The 16644-nt window shown below is 70.4% G+C and carries 11 protein-coding genes; 4 read left to right on the top strand and 7 right to left on the bottom strand.

The features are described 5' to 3' along the window. Window positions 1-248: 248 nt before the first annotated feature. From rhaI to ABZ857_RS16470, 6 genes are all read right to left on the bottom strand, one after another. Window positions 249-1403 (bottom strand): L-rhamnose isomerase, encoded by a 1155-nt coding sequence (rhaI, locus tag ABZ857_RS16495; RefSeq protein WP_357043639.1) that lies wholly within the window; start codon window positions 1401-1403, stop codon window positions 249-251. 12 nt (window positions 1404-1415) lie between these two features. Further along, window positions 1416-1742 (bottom strand): L-rhamnose mutarotase, encoded by a 327-nt coding sequence (locus tag ABZ857_RS16490; protein ID WP_357043637.1) that lies wholly within the window; start codon window positions 1740-1742, stop codon window positions 1416-1418. 3 nt (window positions 1743-1745) lie between these two features. After that, complete coding sequence (gene rhaS / locus ABZ857_RS16485; RefSeq protein WP_357043635.1) at window positions 1746-2855, bottom strand: rhamnose ABC transporter substrate-binding protein; 1110 nt, start codon at window positions 2853-2855, stop codon at window positions 1746-1748. Between the two features lie 12 nt (window positions 2856-2867). Continuing rightward, a complete protein-coding gene (locus ABZ857_RS16480; protein WP_357043633.1) occupies window positions 2868-3905 on the bottom strand; it encodes an ABC transporter permease in 1038 nt (345 codons plus the stop codon). Then, the gene (locus ABZ857_RS16475) at window positions 3895-4911 is read right to left on the bottom strand and encodes an ABC transporter permease (protein ID WP_357043631.1); all 1017 of its coding nucleotides are present in this window, start codon (window positions 4909-4911) and stop codon (window positions 3895-3897) included. The genes ABZ857_RS16480 and ABZ857_RS16475 overlap by 11 nt, the downstream gene beginning before the upstream one ends. A gap of 67 nt (window positions 4912-4978) precedes the next feature. Beyond that, window positions 4979-6451 carry a sugar ABC transporter ATP-binding protein gene (locus ABZ857_RS16470; protein WP_357044050.1) on the bottom strand — a complete coding sequence of 491 codons (1473 nt, stop codon included), beginning with the start codon at window positions 6449-6451 and terminating at the stop codon, window positions 4979-4981. Window positions 6452-6762: 311 nt separating this feature from the next. Here ABZ857_RS16470 and ABZ857_RS16465 point away from each other — a divergent pair, with 311 nt between their 5' ends. Both ABZ857_RS16465 and ABZ857_RS16460 read left to right on the top strand, forming a co-directional pair. Then, entirely contained in the window at window positions 6763-7794 is a 1032-nt protein-coding gene (locus ABZ857_RS16465; RefSeq protein ID WP_357043629.1) for a substrate-binding domain-containing protein, read from the top strand. Further along, window positions 7791-9221, top strand: coding sequence for a rhamnulokinase family protein (locus ABZ857_RS16460; protein WP_357043627.1), 1431 nt, complete (start codon window positions 7791-7793; stop codon window positions 9219-9221). Before ABZ857_RS16465 ends, ABZ857_RS16460 begins: the two co-directional genes overlap by 4 nt. Before the next feature lie 22 nt (window positions 9222-9243). Here the strand turns inward: ABZ857_RS16460 and ABZ857_RS16455 are convergent, their stop codons facing one another. Then, window positions 9244-10050: an SAM-dependent methyltransferase gene (locus ABZ857_RS16455; protein ID WP_357043625.1), complete on the bottom strand. Its 807-nt coding sequence runs from the start codon at window positions 10048-10050 to the stop codon at window positions 9244-9246. Between the two features lie 916 nt (window positions 10051-10966). On the opposite strand from ABZ857_RS16455, the gene ABZ857_RS16450 reads away from it, so the two are divergent. After that, the gene (locus ABZ857_RS16450) at window positions 10967-13909 is read left to right on the top strand and encodes a family 43 glycosylhydrolase (protein WP_357043623.1); all 2943 of its coding nucleotides are present in this window, start codon (window positions 10967-10969) and stop codon (window positions 13907-13909) included. Window positions 13910-14246: 337 nt separating this feature from the next. Then, window positions 14247-16637, top strand: a complete 2391-nt coding sequence (locus tag ABZ857_RS16445) for a family 43 glycosylhydrolase (RefSeq protein ID WP_357043621.1) — start codon at window positions 14247-14249, stop codon at window positions 16635-16637. Window positions 16638-16644: the final 7 nt, after the last annotated feature.

The following is a 16644-nucleotide window of genomic DNA, read 5'->3' as shown; positions in this document are numbered from 1 at the left end:
CTTATGGGACGAGTTGCGGCAAAACGGGCGACGGGCGGCAGGTTACAGCGGCGGGCCGAGCGGCCGGAGACCGGCCCCCGGACCCGGACCCGGACCCGGACCCGGCCCGGCACGCGGTGAAGGGACGGCGAGGGAACCCGGGCGAGCGGCCGGAGACCGGCCTCGGACCTGATAGGCGGCGAAGCGACCGCGAGGGACGACCGTGGGCGAGCCCGCCGGAGGCTCCCTCGGCGGGGCGGGTAGCGACGTCAGGCGCCCCAGCCGGCCTGGGTGCCGCCGACCCGCTCGTCCCGGATCTTCTCGAAGTAGCCCGACCGGGCGTAGGCCCGCATGGGGTCGGGATCGAGTCCCGTCTCCTCCCGGAGCGAGGCCAGCAGCGGCCGGACGTCGGTGTCGTAGGCGTCCATCAGCACGGCGTTGGCGCCGAGCACGTCACCCGCCGCCTGCGCGGCGGCCAACGCCTCGCCGTCCACGAGCAGCGCCTTGGCGGTGGCCTCCTGCACGTTCATGACCGAGCGGATCTGACCGGCGATCTTCGGCTCGATGTTGTGGCACTGGTCGAGCATGAACGCGATCTCCGGCCGCAGCCCTCCCCCGCGCACCACCTCGTACATGATCCGGAACAGCTGGAACGGGTCGGCCGCGCCTGCCATCAGGTCGTCGTCGGCGTAGAAGCGGGAGTTGAAGTCGAACCCGCCGAGCCTGCGCTCGCGCAGCAGGAACGCCACGATGAACTCGATGTTGGTCCCCGGCGCGTGGTGCCCGGTGTCCACGACGACCTGCGCCTTCGGGCCGAGCCTGAGGCAGTGGGCGTACGCGGTGCCCCAGTCGGGGACGTCGGTCATGTAGAAGGCCGGCTCGAACAGCTTGTACTCCAGCAGGAACCGCTGGCCCTCGCCCAGCCGGTCGTACACGGCGGCCAGCGCCTCGGCGAGCCGGTCCTGGCGGGCGCGGATGTCGTCCTGCCCCGGGTAGTTGGTGCCGTCGGAGAACCACAGCTTCAACGTCGTGGACCCGGTGGCGTCCATGATGTCGACGCACTCCAGCAGGTGGCCGAGCGCCTTGCGCCGCACCGCCGGGTCGGGGTTGGTCACGCTGCCCAGCTTGTAGGCGTCGTCCTGGAACACGTTGGCGTTGATCGCTCCGATGCCGACCCCTAGGCCGGCGGCATACCGGGCGAGGTCGCCGTAGTCGTCGACCCGGTCCCACGGGATGTGCAGGGCGACCGTCGGCGCGATGCCGGTGAACGCGTGCACCTGCGCGGCGTCGGCGATCTTCTCGTACGGGTCGCGGGGCACGCCCTCCTGGGCGAACACCTTGAACCTGGTGCCGCTGTTGCCGTACGCCCACGACGGCGTCTCGATTCGCTGGGCGCGCAAGGCCGCCCTGATGTCGTCTCTCATCGAATCCCCGATTCAGTCAAGGTGGAAAACCTCGCGGAGGGCGACCATGCCCTCGTCAGGTGTGCCGTCGAGTCCCTCGAAGAACGGCGCCATCTCCGCCTGCCAGCGGGCGTTGACCTCGCGTCCGGCCATCGCCGCCTTCGCGGCCTCGAAGTCGCCGGTCTCCAGGTAGCCCACCAGCAGGCCGTCGTCCCGCAGGAACAGCGAGTAGTTGTGCCAGCCGGTCTCGCGCAGCGCCGCCCGCATCTCCGGCCACACCTCGCGGTGCCGCTCCCGGTACTCCTCCAGCCGGTCCGGCCTGACCCGCAGCACGAAGCAGACACGGTGTGCCTCGGACATGGGCTAGAAGTCGAACTCGTCGATGTTGCCGGCGTCGAAGGTGAAGGGCGGGCCGAGGATGACCTCGCCGTCCTTCCCGATCGTGTACTCGCCGAGCCGGCCGGCCGTGAACTTCTCGCCCTCCGCGCCGGTGATCTGGCCGGAGACCAGCGCGGCGGCGGCGTAACCGGCCAGGTAGCCGAGGTCCTTGGGATTCCACAGGGCGAACTTCTCGACCGTGCCGTTCTTGACGTACTCGCGCATCTGGTTCGGCGTGCCGAGGCCCGTCACCACGACCTTGCCCTTGTACTTGGAGCCGGAGACGTAGCGCGCCGCCGCCGAGATGCCGACCGTGGTGGGCGCGATGATGCCCTTGAGGTCCGGGTAGGCCTGCAGCAGGCCCTGCGTCTCCTGGAACGACTTCTGGTCGTCGTCGTCCCCGTACGCGACCTTGACGAGCTTCATGTCCTTGTACTCGGGCTTGGTCAGCTCGTCCTTCATGAACTCGATCCAGGTGTTCTGGTTGGTCGCGTTCGCGGTGGCGGACAGGATCGCGAACTCGCCCTTGCCGCCGATCAGGTCGGACAGCATCGCGATCTGGCTGCGGCCGACCTCCTCCGAGCTCGCCTGGTTGATGAACAGGTCGCGGCAGTCCTTGGAGGCGTCGGAGTCGTACGTGACGACCTTGATGCCCTTCGACCTGGCCTGCTGGAGCGGGCCGCAGACCGCGTTGGCGTCGTTGGCCGCGATGAGGATCGCGTCCTGCCGCTGCTGGGTGAGGGTGTTGATGTAGGAGACCTGCGAGGACGCCGAGGCGTCGGAAGGCCCGACCTCCTTGGCCTCGCCCTTGTACTCCGCCGCCGCCTCGATGCCCGCCTTGTCGACGATGGTCTCGTACGGGTTGTTGATCTGCTTGGGCAGGAAGGCGATCTTGATGCCCTCCTTGATCGGCGCGTCCGGGTTCGCCGAGGCGGGCGCGGCGGCGGCCGGCGCCGGGGCGGCGGCGCTCTGCGAGGCGGCGGTGGAGCCCTTCGTGGTCCCGCCGCAGGCCGTCAGGCCGATCGAGACCAGCCCGATCAGGACCGGGCCGATCAGGGCGGTCGCCGAGGTTGACCTTCGCGAGGAGATGAGCATGCGTCTTTTCCCTCAGGAGTTCGGAGGTGGGGGTGCCGGCGACGGGGAGGGGCGCCGTCGTCGCCGGGCCGCGGCGACCAGGCGCGGGGTGATCACGGAGATCACCAGGAGCAGCCCGGTGACGATCGACTGGATCTCGGTCGAGACGTCGTTGAGCATGAGCAGGTTGCGGAGCAGGCCGATCAGCAGCACGCCGGCGATGACGCCCCCGAGCGTCCCCTTGCCGCCGTCGAAGTCCACCCCGCCGAGCAGCACGGCCGCGATGACGGCCAGTTCCAGTCCGGTGCCGTTGTCGGCGCGGGCGCTGCCGTACCGCAGCGTGTAGACGACCCCGGCGAAGGCCGCCACGGTGCCGGAGACCACGAAGAGGATCAGCTTGATCCGCTTCACCCTGATGCCGGCGAAGTGGGCGGCCTCCACCTGGGCGCCGATGGCGAACAGGGACCGGCCGAAGCCGGTCGCGTGCAGCGCCACCCCGGTCACCACCGCGAGCAGCGCGAACAGCATCACCGGATAGGGGATCGGGGTGCCGGGCACGTCGTCCACCGCGAGCGAGGTGTAGCCCGGCGGGAACTCGGCGACGGCCCGGTCCCCCAGCACGACGTACGCGAGCCCGCGGTAGAGGGCCAGCGTGCCGATCGTGACGGCGAGCGAGGGCAGCCCGAGCCGGGTCACCAGCAGGCCGTTGACCAGCCCGCACACCCCGCCGATCACCACGACGAGCGGGATGATCGTCTCGATCGCCCAGCCGCCGTCCCACATCGCGCCGACGAGCGCGCTGGACAGGCCGAGCACCGAGGCGACCGACAGGTCCACCTCCGCGGCGACCACGAGCAGGGTCATCGCCAGGGCGATCATCGCGATCTCGCCGAGGTCGCCGAGCGCGAACGACAGGTTGCCGGCGGTCGCGAACTCCGGCGAGCCCGCGGCGCCGCCGATGAGGACGGCCACGAGCAGCAGGCCGACCAGCACGTCCCAGCGCAGGAACCGGCCGGGGTTCGCGGCGGTGGCGGGCGAGGCGGCCGTGGCCGCCGTCACGTCAGGAGCCATGCCGGGCGTTCCTCCTCCGCAGGATCCGCGCGACGCGCAGGGCGAGCAGGCGGTCCACGCTGATCGCGAGCAGCAGCAGCGCTCCGGTGATCGCCTGCTGCCAGAACGGGTCGACCCTGAGCACGACCAGCGCGCTGGTGATCGTGGTGAGCAGCAGCGCGCCGAGCGCCGCGCCGTACACCGTGCCGACGCCGCCGGTGATGGCGACTCCGCCCACCACGACGGCGCTGACCACCTGGAGTTCCCAGCCGTTCGCGGCGTCGGCGACGACCGTGCCGAACCTGGCCAGCCACAGCACCCCGGCCAGCCCGGCGAGCGCCCCGCTGAGCAGGTAGGCCGCCATCACCCGGCGGCGCACCGGCACCCCGGCGAGCCCCGCCGCCTCGGGGCTCGACCCGATGGCGTAGAAGTCGCGCCCCGACGGATAGGACCGCAGGTAGAAGCCGACGGCGAGCATGACCACGACCGCGATCAGCGGCAGGTAGGGCACGCCCAGCACCGAGCCGTTGCCGAGCGACAGCAGTGCGGGCGGCAGGTCGACGGCGTTGATCTGCCGCCCGTGCGCGATGTAGTGGTCGACGCCCTGGATCACGTACAGCGTGCCGAGGGTCACCACGAGCGCCGGCACCCGGCCGACGCTGACCAGCAGGCCGTTCACGATCCCGCACAGCGCGCCGATCGCGACGCCGAGGAGCACCGCGAGGAGGACGCCGCGCCCGTGGTCGGCGGCGAGGAAGCCGCCGACGGTGAACGCGACCAGGCCGACGACCGAGCCGACCGACAGGTCGATGTTCCGCGTGATGATCACGAAGGTCTGGCCGACGGCGAGCAGCGCGAGGATCGCGGCGTTGAGGAAGATGTCCTTCACTCCCTGCGTGGACAGGAAGTTGCCGTTGGCTCCGGCGGTGACCGCGACGAGGACGGCCAGCGCGGCGACGATGCTCGCCTCACGCGCCCGGAACACCAGGTCCACCACGCCGCGCGTGCTCGCGGTCACCGCGGTCATCGCACCTCCCCCAGGCGCCGTTCCAGGGAGATGCGCTGCCCCTGCCGCCGGGCCGCGGCGGGCGGGGTCATGCCGCCCTGCCGGTGGCCGCGGCCATCACGCTCTCCTCGGTGGCCCGGTCGCGGGGGATATCGGCGGTGAGCCGGCCCTCCTGCATCACCAGCACCCTGTCCGCCATGCCGAGCACCTCCGGGAGGTCCGACGAGATCATCAGTACGGCCATGCCGTCGGCGGCGAGCTCCGACAGCAGGCGGTGCACCTCGGCCTTGGTCCCCACGTCGATGCCGCGGGTGGGCTCGTCCACGATGAGCACCCGCGGGCGGGTGGACAGCCACTTGCCGAGCACGACCTTCTGCTGGTTGCCGCCCGACAGCACGCTCACCGCGTCGGACAGGCGGTTGTACTTCAGCCGCAGCCGGATCGCCCAGTCGCGGGCGCGGTCGCGCTCGGCGGCCCGCGAGATCACCGGGCCCAGCGACGACCGGCGCAGCGACCGCAGGCCGGTCAGGCCGATGTTGCGTTCGATCGACTGGTCCATGACCAGGCCCTGCTGCCGCCGGTCCTCCGGCACCAGGGCGAGCCCGGCCGACATCGCGGCGGTCGGCGAGGCGGGTGGCAGCAGCCTGCCGTCCACCTCGACCCATCCGGCGTCCCAGCGGTCCACCCCGAAGATCGCCCGGGCGACCTCGCTGCGCCCGGCCCCCACGAGCCCGGCGAGCGCCACGATCTCGCCACGCCGCACCTCGAAGGAGACGTCGGTGAAGACCCCCTCGCGGGTGAGGCGGTGGACCTTCAGCGCCACCTCGCCGGGGACGGTGCCGCGCTTGGGATACAGGGCGTCGAGCTCCCGCCCGACCATCCGGCGGACGAGGTCGTCGTGGGTGAGCCCGGCGACCGGCTCGCTCGCCACCCAGGCGCCGTCGCGCAGCGTCGTGACCCGCTGACACAACTCGAAGATCTCGTCGAGGCGGTGGGAGATGAACAGCACGGCGCAGCCCTGCTCCCGCAGCGCCTTCACCACCGCGAACAACCGGGCCACCTCCGCGCCGGACAGCGCGGCGGTCGGCTCGTCCATGACCAGTACGCGCGCCTCCCGCGACAGCGCCTTGGCGATCTCGACGAGCTGCTGGTCGGCGATGGACAGGCCGCGCGCCGGCTGCCGCGGATCGAGCGGGACGCCCAGCCGGGCGAACAACTCGGCGGTGCTCGCGTGCATCCGGTCGCGGTCGATCCGGCCGAGCCGGACCCTCGGGTGGCGGCCGATGAAGATGTTCTCGGCGATCGACAGGTCGGGGAACAGCGTGGGCTCCTGGTAGATCACGGCCACCCCCGCCGCCTGCGCGTCGGCGGGGCCGTGGAACTCCACCGGCCGCCCGTCGAGGAGCACCTGGCCGGTGTCCGGCCGGTGGACCCCGGAAAGGGTCTTCACCAGCGTGGACTTGCCCGCGCCGTTCTCCCCGGCCAGCGCGTGCGCCTCTCCGGCGTACAGCTCCAGGGTGACGCCGCGCAACGCCCGGACGGCCCCGAAGGACTTGCTCACGCCGGTCAGCGCCAGCACCGGCACCGCGGTGCCGGTCCGGTCGTCAGACTCGGTCACCTGCTCCCCCTTTCCGTCGGATAGAAAAACGTTTTAGAGCGAGTTGCCCGGGACGCTATGCCGCGGCCCGCGGGCCTGTCAATAAGGCGTGACGAGGCCGTTCCCTAGGCGTTACGGAGCCCGCCCGGCGGCCCGCGGCACCATGCCCACCGACCGGTCTGCGATAGGGTCTGGCCATCCGGCAGTACAACGTTTTAATTTGATCCGGGTCTTCAGATCCGGATCCGAGCAGGTCCGAGCGGCCGAGGAGGACAGTGGGGAGCGTCAGCATCCGGGAGGTCGCCGCCCGCGCCGGCGTGTCGCCCGGGACCATCTCGAACGTGCTCAACCGTCCGGAGCGGGTGGCACCGGAGACGCGCGAGCGGGTCCTGCGTGCCATCCGCGAGCTGGGGTTCGTGCGGCACGGCTCGGCGTCGACGCTGCGCGCCGGGCACAGCAGGACGATCGGGTTGTCGGTCATCGACATCGGCAACCCGTTCTTCACGGACGTGGCCGCCGGGGTGGAGGAGGCGGCCAGCGAGCTCGGCTACGCGGTGATCCTCGGCAACTCGGCGGGCTCGCGGGACAAGGAGGAGCGCAACCTGCTGGTGCTGGCCGAGCAGCGGGTGCGCGGGGTGCTGATCACGCCGTCGGACGAGGACCCCGCGCGGCTCGACGCGCTGCGCGAGCGCGGCATCAGCGTCGTGTTGGTCGATCACCCCGCGCACCGGCCCGACCAGTGCTCGGTGGCCGTCAACGACCTGGCGGGCGGTCAGCTGGCCGTCTCCCATCTGCTGTCGCTGGGCGCGCGGCGGATCGGTCATGTCACCGGGCCGCGCTCGATCCGGCAGTGCGTGGAGCGGGCGCAGGGCGCCGGGCAGGCGGTGGCCGCCGCCGGGCTCGACCCCGAGACCGCGATCACGACCGTGGAGGTGGCGGCGATGACGGCGCGGGAGGGGCAGCGGGCCGCCGCCTCCCTGCTGGCCTCCGGCCTGCCGGACGCGGTGTTCTGCGCCAACGACCTGCTCGCCGTGGGGTTCCTGCGCGAGCTGCTGCAGGCGGGCGTGCGCGTCCCCGGCGACGTGGCGCTCATCGGCTACGACGACATCGACTTCGCCGCGGCGTCGGCCGTGTCGCTCAGCTCGATCCGCCAGCCCACGCACCGGCTCGGCCGCATCGCGACCGAACTGCTCCTGGACGAATGCGACCACCCGGACACACACGTGCACCAGCAGGTCATGTTCCAGCCCGAGCTCGTGGTCCGCGAGTCCACCGCGAGCCGTACGCAGCCACGGGAGGGTGAATGAGTGTCCATGCGGCGGTCGACCTCGGCGCGTCCAGCGGCAGGGTCATGACCGTGCGCGTCGACGGCGGACGGGCGCACCTGACCGAGGTGCACCGCTTCGCCAACCGCCCGGTCCGGGTGAACGGGACGCTCCACTGGGACGTCCTGGCCCTCTACCAGGGTGTCCTGGACGGGCTGCGGGCCGCGGGGCCGGTCGACTCGGTCGGCATCGACTCCTGGGCGGTCGACTACGGCCTGCTCGACGGCGACGGGCGGCTGCTCGGCAACCCCGTCCACTACCGTGACGACCGCACGGCCGGGATCATGCAGGCCGTCTCCGCCAGGGTCGGCGACGCCGCGCTCTACCAGGTCAGCGGCCTGCAGTTCCTGCCGTTCAACACCGTCTACCAGCTGCTGGCCGAGCCCGCCCTCGACCGGGCGCACACCATGCTGCTGATCCCCGACCTGCTGGCGTACTGGCTGACCGGCGCGGTCGGGGCGGTCGGGGCCGAGGCCACCAACGCCTCCACGACCGGCCTGTACGACGTCCGCGCCCGGGCCTGGTCGCACGACCTGGCCCGCAGGCTGGACCTGCCGCCCGGCATCCTGCCACCGCTACGCGAGCCCGGCACGCCCATCGGGGCGCTGCGGCCCGAACTGACCGCCGACCTCGCTCTGCCCGGCGGCGTCGGGGTGACGGCGGTCGCCTCGCACGACACGGCCTCCGCCGTGGCCGCCGTCCCCGCCAGCAGCGAGCGTTTCGCCTACATCTCGTCCGGCACCTGGTCGCTGGTCGGCCTGGAACTGCCCGCACCCGTGCTCACCGAAGAAAGCCGCCTGGCGAACTTCACCAACGAGGGCGGGCTGGATGGCACCATCCGCTATCTGCGCAACGTCATGGGCCTGTGGATCCTGCAGGAATGCCTGCGCGCCTGGGACGAGGCCGACCTCGCCGGGCTGCTGGCCGCCGCCGCCCAGGCGCCGCCGTTCGCCGCCGTGGTCGACCCCGACGACCCCGCCTTCCTGCCGCCGGGCGACATGCCCGCCAGGATCGCCGCCTACTGCGAGCGCACCGGGCAGCGCCCGCCGGACGGGCGGGCGGCGACCGTGCGGTGCGTGCTGGAGAGCCTGGCCCTCGCCTACCGCCGCACGCTCCGCGAGGCCGTACGGCTCAGCGGACGGGACGTGGAGGTCGTCCACGTGGTCGGCGGCGGCGCGCGCAACACCCTGCTGTGCCAGATGACCGCCGACGCCACCGGCCTGCCCGTGGTCGCCGGACCGGTCGAGGCCGCCGCCCTCGGCAACGGCCTGGTGCAGGCCCGCGCCCACGGCGAAGTGGACGACATCCGCGACCTCGTCCGGCGCAGCGAACCACTCCAGACCTACCACCCCCGGGACGGGGAGACCGCCTGGAACCGCGCCGAATCCCGCCTGCCCACTCTCCCGTGAGCCGGGGTGTCCCGCTTCGGCGTCAGCGGATGCGACCCACGCCGCCGAGCGCGCCCGCCTTGCCCTCTCGTACGAAGGGGTAGTCGGTATCGGGCCGCCACTCGTGCAGCGGCACCACGCCCGGCTCGACCAGGTCGAGGCCGTCGAAGAACGTGAGGATCTGGTCGTGCGACCGAGAGGTGGTGCCGGGCACTGAGGTCCGGCTGAAGACCTTGCGGCCCTCCTCCTCCTGGTCCTCGCTCAGCTCGCCGAGGGAGCCGTGCGACACCACCAGGTAGCTCCCCGGCACGAGCGGGGCCCGGAGCGCTGTGACGATCTTCATGGCCTCGTCGTCGTCCGGGACGAAGTGCAGCACGCCGAGCAGGAGGACGGCGAACGGCTGGGAGAAGTCGATGTGCTCCCGGACCTCCGGATGCCCCAGCAGCGCCTCGGGGTCGCGCATGTCCGCCTCGACCGCGCGCACCCGCTCGTTCTCGGCGAGGATGGCCCGCGCGTGGACCAGGACGATGGGGTCGTTGTCGACGTAGACGACCCGGGACTCCGGCGCGAGTTCCTGTGCGACCTGATGGACGTTGCGCTGCGTCGGCAGCCCGGCGCCGACGTCGAGGAACTGGCGGATGCCCTGCTGCGTGAGATAGGTGACGGCCCGGATCAGGAACTCGCGGTTCTCCCTGGCGATGTCGGGAAGGTTGGGCAGGATCTCGATGATCTTCTCGGCGGCCTCACGATCCGCCGCGAAATTGTCCTTGCCGCCCAGGTAGTAGTCGTACATCCGGGCGACACTGGGCGTAAACGGGTCGACGCCCGCCGGCGCCTTACGCTCGTCCACAACACTCCCCTCGTCGTACATCAAGGATGGTACGGCCTTGATCGCAATCGGGAGGACACGTCACCAGATTGTCATCGAACGTCGAAAACCGGCACGAAGGGGCCACCGGGACCACGGCGCATGAGGCACGGGCCCACGTGGTCACGGAGGTTACGGTTCGTACCCTTGCGCACATCGGACCGCACCGAGCGAAGCTCCTGCGAAAGTTTCCGCCCGGCATCGATGTCCGGGACCGCACGGCATATCGAGGCCCCGCCGGGTCCCCTGCCGCCGTGTCGGAGCCGGCGAAGACTCTGCCGTCTGACCTGCACGCATCCGCTCTTCGTGCTTCGTCCACGACCTCCGCCGCGAACCGCGTCGAATCCGTTGTCGAATCCGTTACCAACCCTGCTGAACCACCGGTTGACGTGCCGGGACGGTAAATTTCGGACTTACGGACAGCACGTTACCCACCTCAGTGCACGTCTCACAGTCTTGACAGTGCACGTCGCCCCGCTTACGGTCACGAAACACCGCCGTCATCCGCAGGTCAAAATGTTAGCGCTAACAGCATGAGGAGCCCCCACTCATGAGAGCGGCCCCCGCCACAGCTCACCCCATCCCTTGGTGGGAACGTTCCGCGCCAACCCGCTCGTACGAACCGGGCCCCCTCGTGAGCCACCGCCTCGTGGCCGTCCCGCCCGAGGCGAACTCCTCGCTCTTCGCGCGGCATCACCGGTAGGACTTCACCTTCACCCCGAGCCCTCACACCCCGACCCCTCACACTCCAGCCCCTCCCGGCGGCGGGACCACCAGGCCTGACGAGTCTCCCGCCACGGGCTGACGGTTCGCCTGCCCGCGCGGTCGGCCACTCGCTCATATTCCACGCCCGCCCTTGTCAGGCTTTGCCTGACAACGCTTCACCCGAGGAGTTTTCGTGCCCCGAAAGCGGCGATACACGGCGATCGCCCCGGTGACCGCCCGGCGGTCACAGAGAATCTCGCTCGCGACCGTCGGCGCACTGCTCTGCGCCGCCCTCGTCCCCACCGGCGGCGTGGCGAACGCCGCCGGATGGTCGCCGAAGCCGTCGTACACGTCGACCGACAAGGGTGACGGCACGTATTCGGTGCCGATCCTCCGCTCCGACGTGCCGGACATCAGCGTGGAGCGCGTCCCGGCCGCCGAGAACAAGGAGCACCGGGACGTCTATTACATGATCAGCACGACGATGCACCTGAGCCCGGGCGCGCCGATCATGAAGTCCTACGACCTGGTGAACTGGGAGATCGTCAACTACGTGTTCGACCGGGCGGACATCGGAGACGCGTTCTCCCTCCGCAACGGGCAGAACTCGTACGGCCAGGGCCAGTGGGCGTCGTCGCTGCGCTACCACGACGGCAGGTTCTACGTCGTCTTCAACACCAACAACCTCGGCGGCGCGTACCTCTACAGCACCGACGACGTCGAGAACGGGAAGTGGACGCGCACGCCCCTCGGCCGCGCCCTCCACGATCCGTCGCTCTTCTTCGACGACGACGGCACGCCGTACATCTTCTACGGCTCCGGCAGCACGAGCGCCGTGCGCCTCAAGTCCGATATGTCGGGTATCGACAAGGACTTTCCGAGCATCTTCACGGCGAACGACTACGCCGGCAAGCCGTTCATCGGCGGCCTGTTCGAGGGCGCCCAGGTCTTCCACATCAACGGCTACTACTACGTGGTCATCATCACCTGGCCCTCCGGCCAGGGACGCCAGGTCGCCATGTTCCGCTCGAAGGACCTGCTCGGCCGCTACACGTCGGCGGACGGCTCGAACACCTACGAGGCGCGCGGGGTGCTCAACTCCAACGGCTTCGCCCAGGGCAGCCTCGTGCCGATCTCCCGCAATGGCGGCACCGACTGGTACGGCATGTTCTTCCGCGACAACTTCCCGATCGGGCGCACCCCGGCGCTCATCCCCGCCACCTGGCAGGACGGCTGGCCGACGTTCGGCGACAACGGGGTCGTGCCGGTGGAGGGCACGTTCGGCAAGCCGATCGCGCTGAGCCCGGAGGAGGAGACGTTCGAGCAGCAGAAGAGCCTCGTCGCCTCCGACGACTTCGCCAACGACGCGCCGCACAAGGCGTACATGGACGAGCAGTGGACGATCCCTGACCCGCCCACGTACGACGACTCGCTCATCGGGGTCGAGCTCCTGCAGAACGCCGGGTTCGAGTCCGACGCGGTCTCACCGTGGGCCGGGCAGTACGGCGCGACGCTCAGCCGGGACACGACCGACCCGGCCGCGGGGTCCGCGGCGCTGAAGGTGAGCAACCGCACGCTCAACGGTTCGGGGCCGAACCAGTACCTGAACGGGAAGATTCAGCGCGGTGTGACCTACACCGTGTCAGCGAAGATCAAGTACGCCTCCGGCCCGAGCAGCATCCGGTTCAACCTCGTGGCGGACTGGGGTGCGGGCGTCCAGACGATGGCCTCCGGCAACGTCCCGGCCGGGCGGTGGACGACGGTGACGGGCCAGTACACCGTCCCGGCGTCGGCGAACGTGGACAACTTCAAGTTCGCCGTCGAGACCCCGTGGGGCAACCCACAGCCGGCGTCGTCGAGCGTGGACTACCTGATCGACGACGTCTCGATCGTCGGCCAGCCGGTGACGACCGAGAGCCCGAGCGAGGAGGAGATCGCCCCCAACGGGTCGCGGCTCGACCCCGTGTGGGAGTGGAACCACGCCCCCGACAACCGCTACTGGTCGCTCACGGACCGGGACGGATGGCTACGGCTGACGACCGGCAAGGTGGTCACGGGCAAGTACGTCTACACCAAACTCTCCGGCCGGGACGAGCTGACCTGGTTCGAGGAGGCGCGCAACACGCTCTCGCAGCGTACGTTCGGGCCCCGGCAGTCCGTCGAGACCAAGATGGACATCTCCGGCATGAAGAACGGCGACGTCGCCGGCCTCGCCGCCTACAACCGCGGGTTCTCCTACGTCGCGGTCAAGCGCGTCGACGGCCAGAACACGCTGGGCGTCGTCAACCGGGGACAGCCGTTCGCGGTCGACATCGACCAGTCGGCGATCGAGAACTTCGTGCCGGGCACCACGGTGCCGCTGGGAGACGCGACCCAGGTGTACGTGAAGGCGGACCTCGACTTCAGCTCGCCGGTCGGGCAGCTGTGGACGACGTTCTACTACAGCCTCGACGGGCTGAAGTGGACCCAGCTGGGCAGCCGCGTCGGCCCGCAGACGCTGGACGGCAGCCTCTCGCACTTCATGGGGCACCGCGTCGGCCTGTTCGACTACGCGACGAAGGAGAAGGGCGGGCACGTCGACTTCGACTACTACAAGCTCAGCGACACGCTCACCGCGCAGAACAAGCCGCTCGACACCAGCGCCCTCGACGCGGCCATCGCGTACGCCGGCACGCTCGACGAGCGCGACTACCCGGCGGACGCCTGGGCCGGCATGCAGGCCGCGCTCGACGGCGCGAAGGCGGCGCGGGCCGGGCAGTTCGGCACCCAGAACCAGATCGACGCTCCGGAGCGGGCACTCAGCTACCGGCTGGCCCGGCTCGGCACGCTCAAGTCCGTCACACCGGAGGTCAAGCTGACCGTCACCGCCTCCTCCCGCTGCATCGGCGCCTCGGCGTACGTGGCGGTCACGGCCGTCAACGACTCCGACGTGCCGGCGACGGTGACGCTGAACACCCCGTTCGGTTCGAAGACCGTGGCCGACGTGGCCCCGGGCAAGCAGGCCTACCAGTCCTTCAACACCCGGGCCGCCCAGATCGACGCCGGCACGGCGACCGTGAAGGGAACCGCGACGATCGGCGGCAAGCAGGTCACCTCGTCCTACGACGCGGCCTACCCCGCGGCCGGCTGCCGCTGAGCTGCTCACACCGCGGCCGGCTGCCGCTGAGCTGCTCACACCGCGGCCGGCTGCCGCTGAGCTGCTCACACCGCGGTCAGCTGCCGCTGAGCTGCTCACACCGCGGTCAGCTGCCGCTGACCGCACCGGCCGGCGGTGACCACGGTCCGCACGACGAGGTCACTGCCGGAGCACAACCGGGGCCGGCCGGCCAACCGGCCGGCCCTGCCCCCCATACACGTCGCGCGCATCTGCGCGGTTCGCCAGGGCGGGCGGCTGCCCATCCCTGTCCGCAGTGAGCCGACCCGCCCCGGGGCGTCCGTGTCCCGGGAAAGCCTGAGGTCAAGGAGGATATTTCGTGTTGAAGCGAGTTCGAAGGACGACCCGGCGACGGGTCGCCGCCATGGCGGTGGCCGGCGCCCTGCTGGGCGCGGCGGTCGCCGCGACGGCGGGGCCGGTCCAGGCCGCCGCCCCGAACATCATCGTGAACGGCGGGTTCGAGGACGGCCTCACCAGTTGGTTCGTCAACAACGGCAACGCGACCGACGGCGCCACACTGTCGCCCACGACGGACGCGTACGCCGGGTCGGGTGCCGTGCTCGTCACGAACCGGAAGACGACCGGATCCGGTCCCATGCAGGACCTGTCCGGCAAGGTGCAGGCCGGCAAGACGTACGCGATCACGGCGCGGGTGAAGTACGAGAACCCGAACAGCCCGGCGACCAAGCAGTTCTTCGCCACCATGCACTACGGCGGCTCGACCTACACGAACGTCGGCACGGTGACGGTGGCGCGCGGGCAGTGGGGGCTCATCCAGGGCACCTTCACGATTCCCGCCGGGCAGAGCGTCTCCACCGCGAGGCTGTTCTTCGAGACGCCCTGGACGTCGAACCCCGCGTCCGCTCCGGACACGCACCTGATGGACTTCAAGGTCGACGACGTGTCCGTCTCCGAGTTCGTGCCGTCGACGACCATCGAGGCTCTCGGCAAGAACCCCGGCGAGGGCAACCCGCTCATCTCGCACAAGTTCGGCGCGGACGGCAACGCGTTCGTCCACGACGGCCGCGTGTACATCTACATGACCAACGACACGCAGGAGTACAAGCCCGGCCCCAACGGCATCTCCCCGACGAACACCTACGGCGGCATCAACACGATCACGGTCATCTCGTCCGACGACCTCATGAACTGGGTCGACCACGGCGAGATCCCCGTCGCGGGCCCGAGCGGGATCGCCCGCTACGCGAACAACTCGTGGGCCCCCGCCATGGAGAGCAAGGTCGTCGACGGCAAGGAGAAGTTCTTCCTCTACTTCGCCAACAACGGCGGCGGCTCGGGCGTCATCGTCGGCGACTCGCCGGTGGGTCCCTGGCACGACGAGCGCGGCAACCTGCTCATCACCAGTGCCACTCCGGGCGCCTCCGACGGCAAGAACTGGCTCTTCGACCCCGGCGTGTTCATCGACGACGACGGCCAGGGTTACCTCGTCTTCGGTGGTGGCGGCGACGACGGGTCGCGCAGCGCCGAGAACACGAACCACCCGAAGTCGACGCGCGTGATCAAGCTCGGTGACGACATGATCAGCACAAAGGGCTCGGCCGAGGTCATCGACGCGCCGCTCGTGTTCGAGGCGGGCCACCTGTTCAAGCGCGAGGGCAAGTACTACTACTCGTACTCGTCGAACTTCGGGTTCGGCGGCCCGATCGACCCGAACGGCCCGCCGACCGGGGCGATCGCCTACCTCATGGCCGACAGCCCGATGGGCCCCTGGACGCCGGAGACGTACAAGGGAATCATCTTCCGCAACCCCGGCACCTACTTCGGCGCCGGCGGCAACAACCACCAGTCGGTGTTCAAGCTCGACGGGCAGTACTACTTCACCTACCACGCCCAGACGCTCAACAGCCGCATCACGGGCGGCGCCACCCAGGGCTTCCGCAGCCCGCACCTCGCCAAGCTCGACTTCAACGCGGACGGCACGATCAAGGAGGTGAAGGGCGACTACAAGGGCGTCGAGCAGATCCGCGACCTCGACCCTTACCGGGTGATAGAGGCCGAGACGATCGCCTGGCAGCAGGGCATCGCGACGAAGAAGATCGACGGCGGGTCGGAGGAGTTCGGCGCGCAGGCCCCCAACCTCGTGGTGTACGACATCGACAACGGCGACTGGACGTCCCTCGCGAAGGTCGACTTCGGCGAGGACGGCGCCACCGGCGTCACCGCGAAGGTGCGCCCGCTGGCGGCCGGCGGGAAGATCGAGATCCGTCTCGACGGCCGCACCTCGCCCGTGGTCGCGACCATCCCCGTCGACGCGCCGCTCGGCGAGTGGACGAAGCTGACCGCCAAGCTGGACGGCGTCAAGGGTGTGCACGACGTGTACTTCACCTACGCCGGGCCCCAGGACGCGGACCTCTTCGAGATCGACTCCTGGTCCTTCGACGCGGCCCAGTCCTCGCCGGAGGTCAAGCTGACCGTCACCGCCGCCCCCCGCTGCATCGGCACCACGGCGTACCTGGCGGTCACGGCCGTCAACGACGGCGACGCGCCGGCCACGATCACGCTGAACACCCCGTTCGGCACCAAGACCGTGACCGACGTGGCCCCGGGCAAGCAGGCCTACCAGTCCTTCAACACCCGGGCCGCCCAGATCGACGCCGGCAAGGTCACCGTGACCGGAACCGCGACGATCGGCGGCAAGCAGGTCACCACGTCCTACGACGCGGCCTACACCGCGGCCAGCTGCCGCTGAGCTGCTC

The sequence above is a fragment of the Microbispora sp. NPDC046933 genome, assembly GCF_040644635.1.
GTDB lineage: Bacteria > Actinomycetota > Actinomycetes > Streptosporangiales > Streptosporangiaceae > Microbispora.
The sequence above is the reverse complement of the archived record's forward strand: the minus strand, read 5'-3'. Positions and strand labels throughout refer to the sequence as shown.

Bases quoted from the DNA above. Each gene is read 5' to 3' on its own strand.
- ABZ857_RS16460 (WP_357043627.1), top strand. From the start codon at position 7,791: ATGAGTGTCCATGCGGCGGTCGACCTCGGCGCGTCCAGCGGCAGGGTC.
- ABZ857_RS16475 (WP_357043631.1), bottom strand. From the start codon at position 4,911: ATGACCGCGGTGACCGCGAGCACGCGCGGCGTGGTGGACCTGGTGTTC.
- rhaI (WP_357043639.1), bottom strand. From the start codon at position 1,403: ATGAGAGACGACATCAGGGCGGCCTTGCGCGCCCAGCGAATCGAGACG.
- rhaS (WP_357043635.1), bottom strand. From the start codon at position 2,855: ATGCTCATCTCCTCGCGAAGGTCAACCTCGGCGACCGCCCTGATCGGC.
- ABZ857_RS16490 (WP_357043637.1), bottom strand. From the start codon at position 1,742: ATGTCCGAGGCACACCGTGTCTGCTTCGTGCTGCGGGTCAGGCCGGAC.
- ABZ857_RS16480 (WP_357043633.1), bottom strand. From the start codon at position 3,905: ATGGCTCCTGACGTGACGGCGGCCACGGCCGCCTCGCCCGCCACCGCC.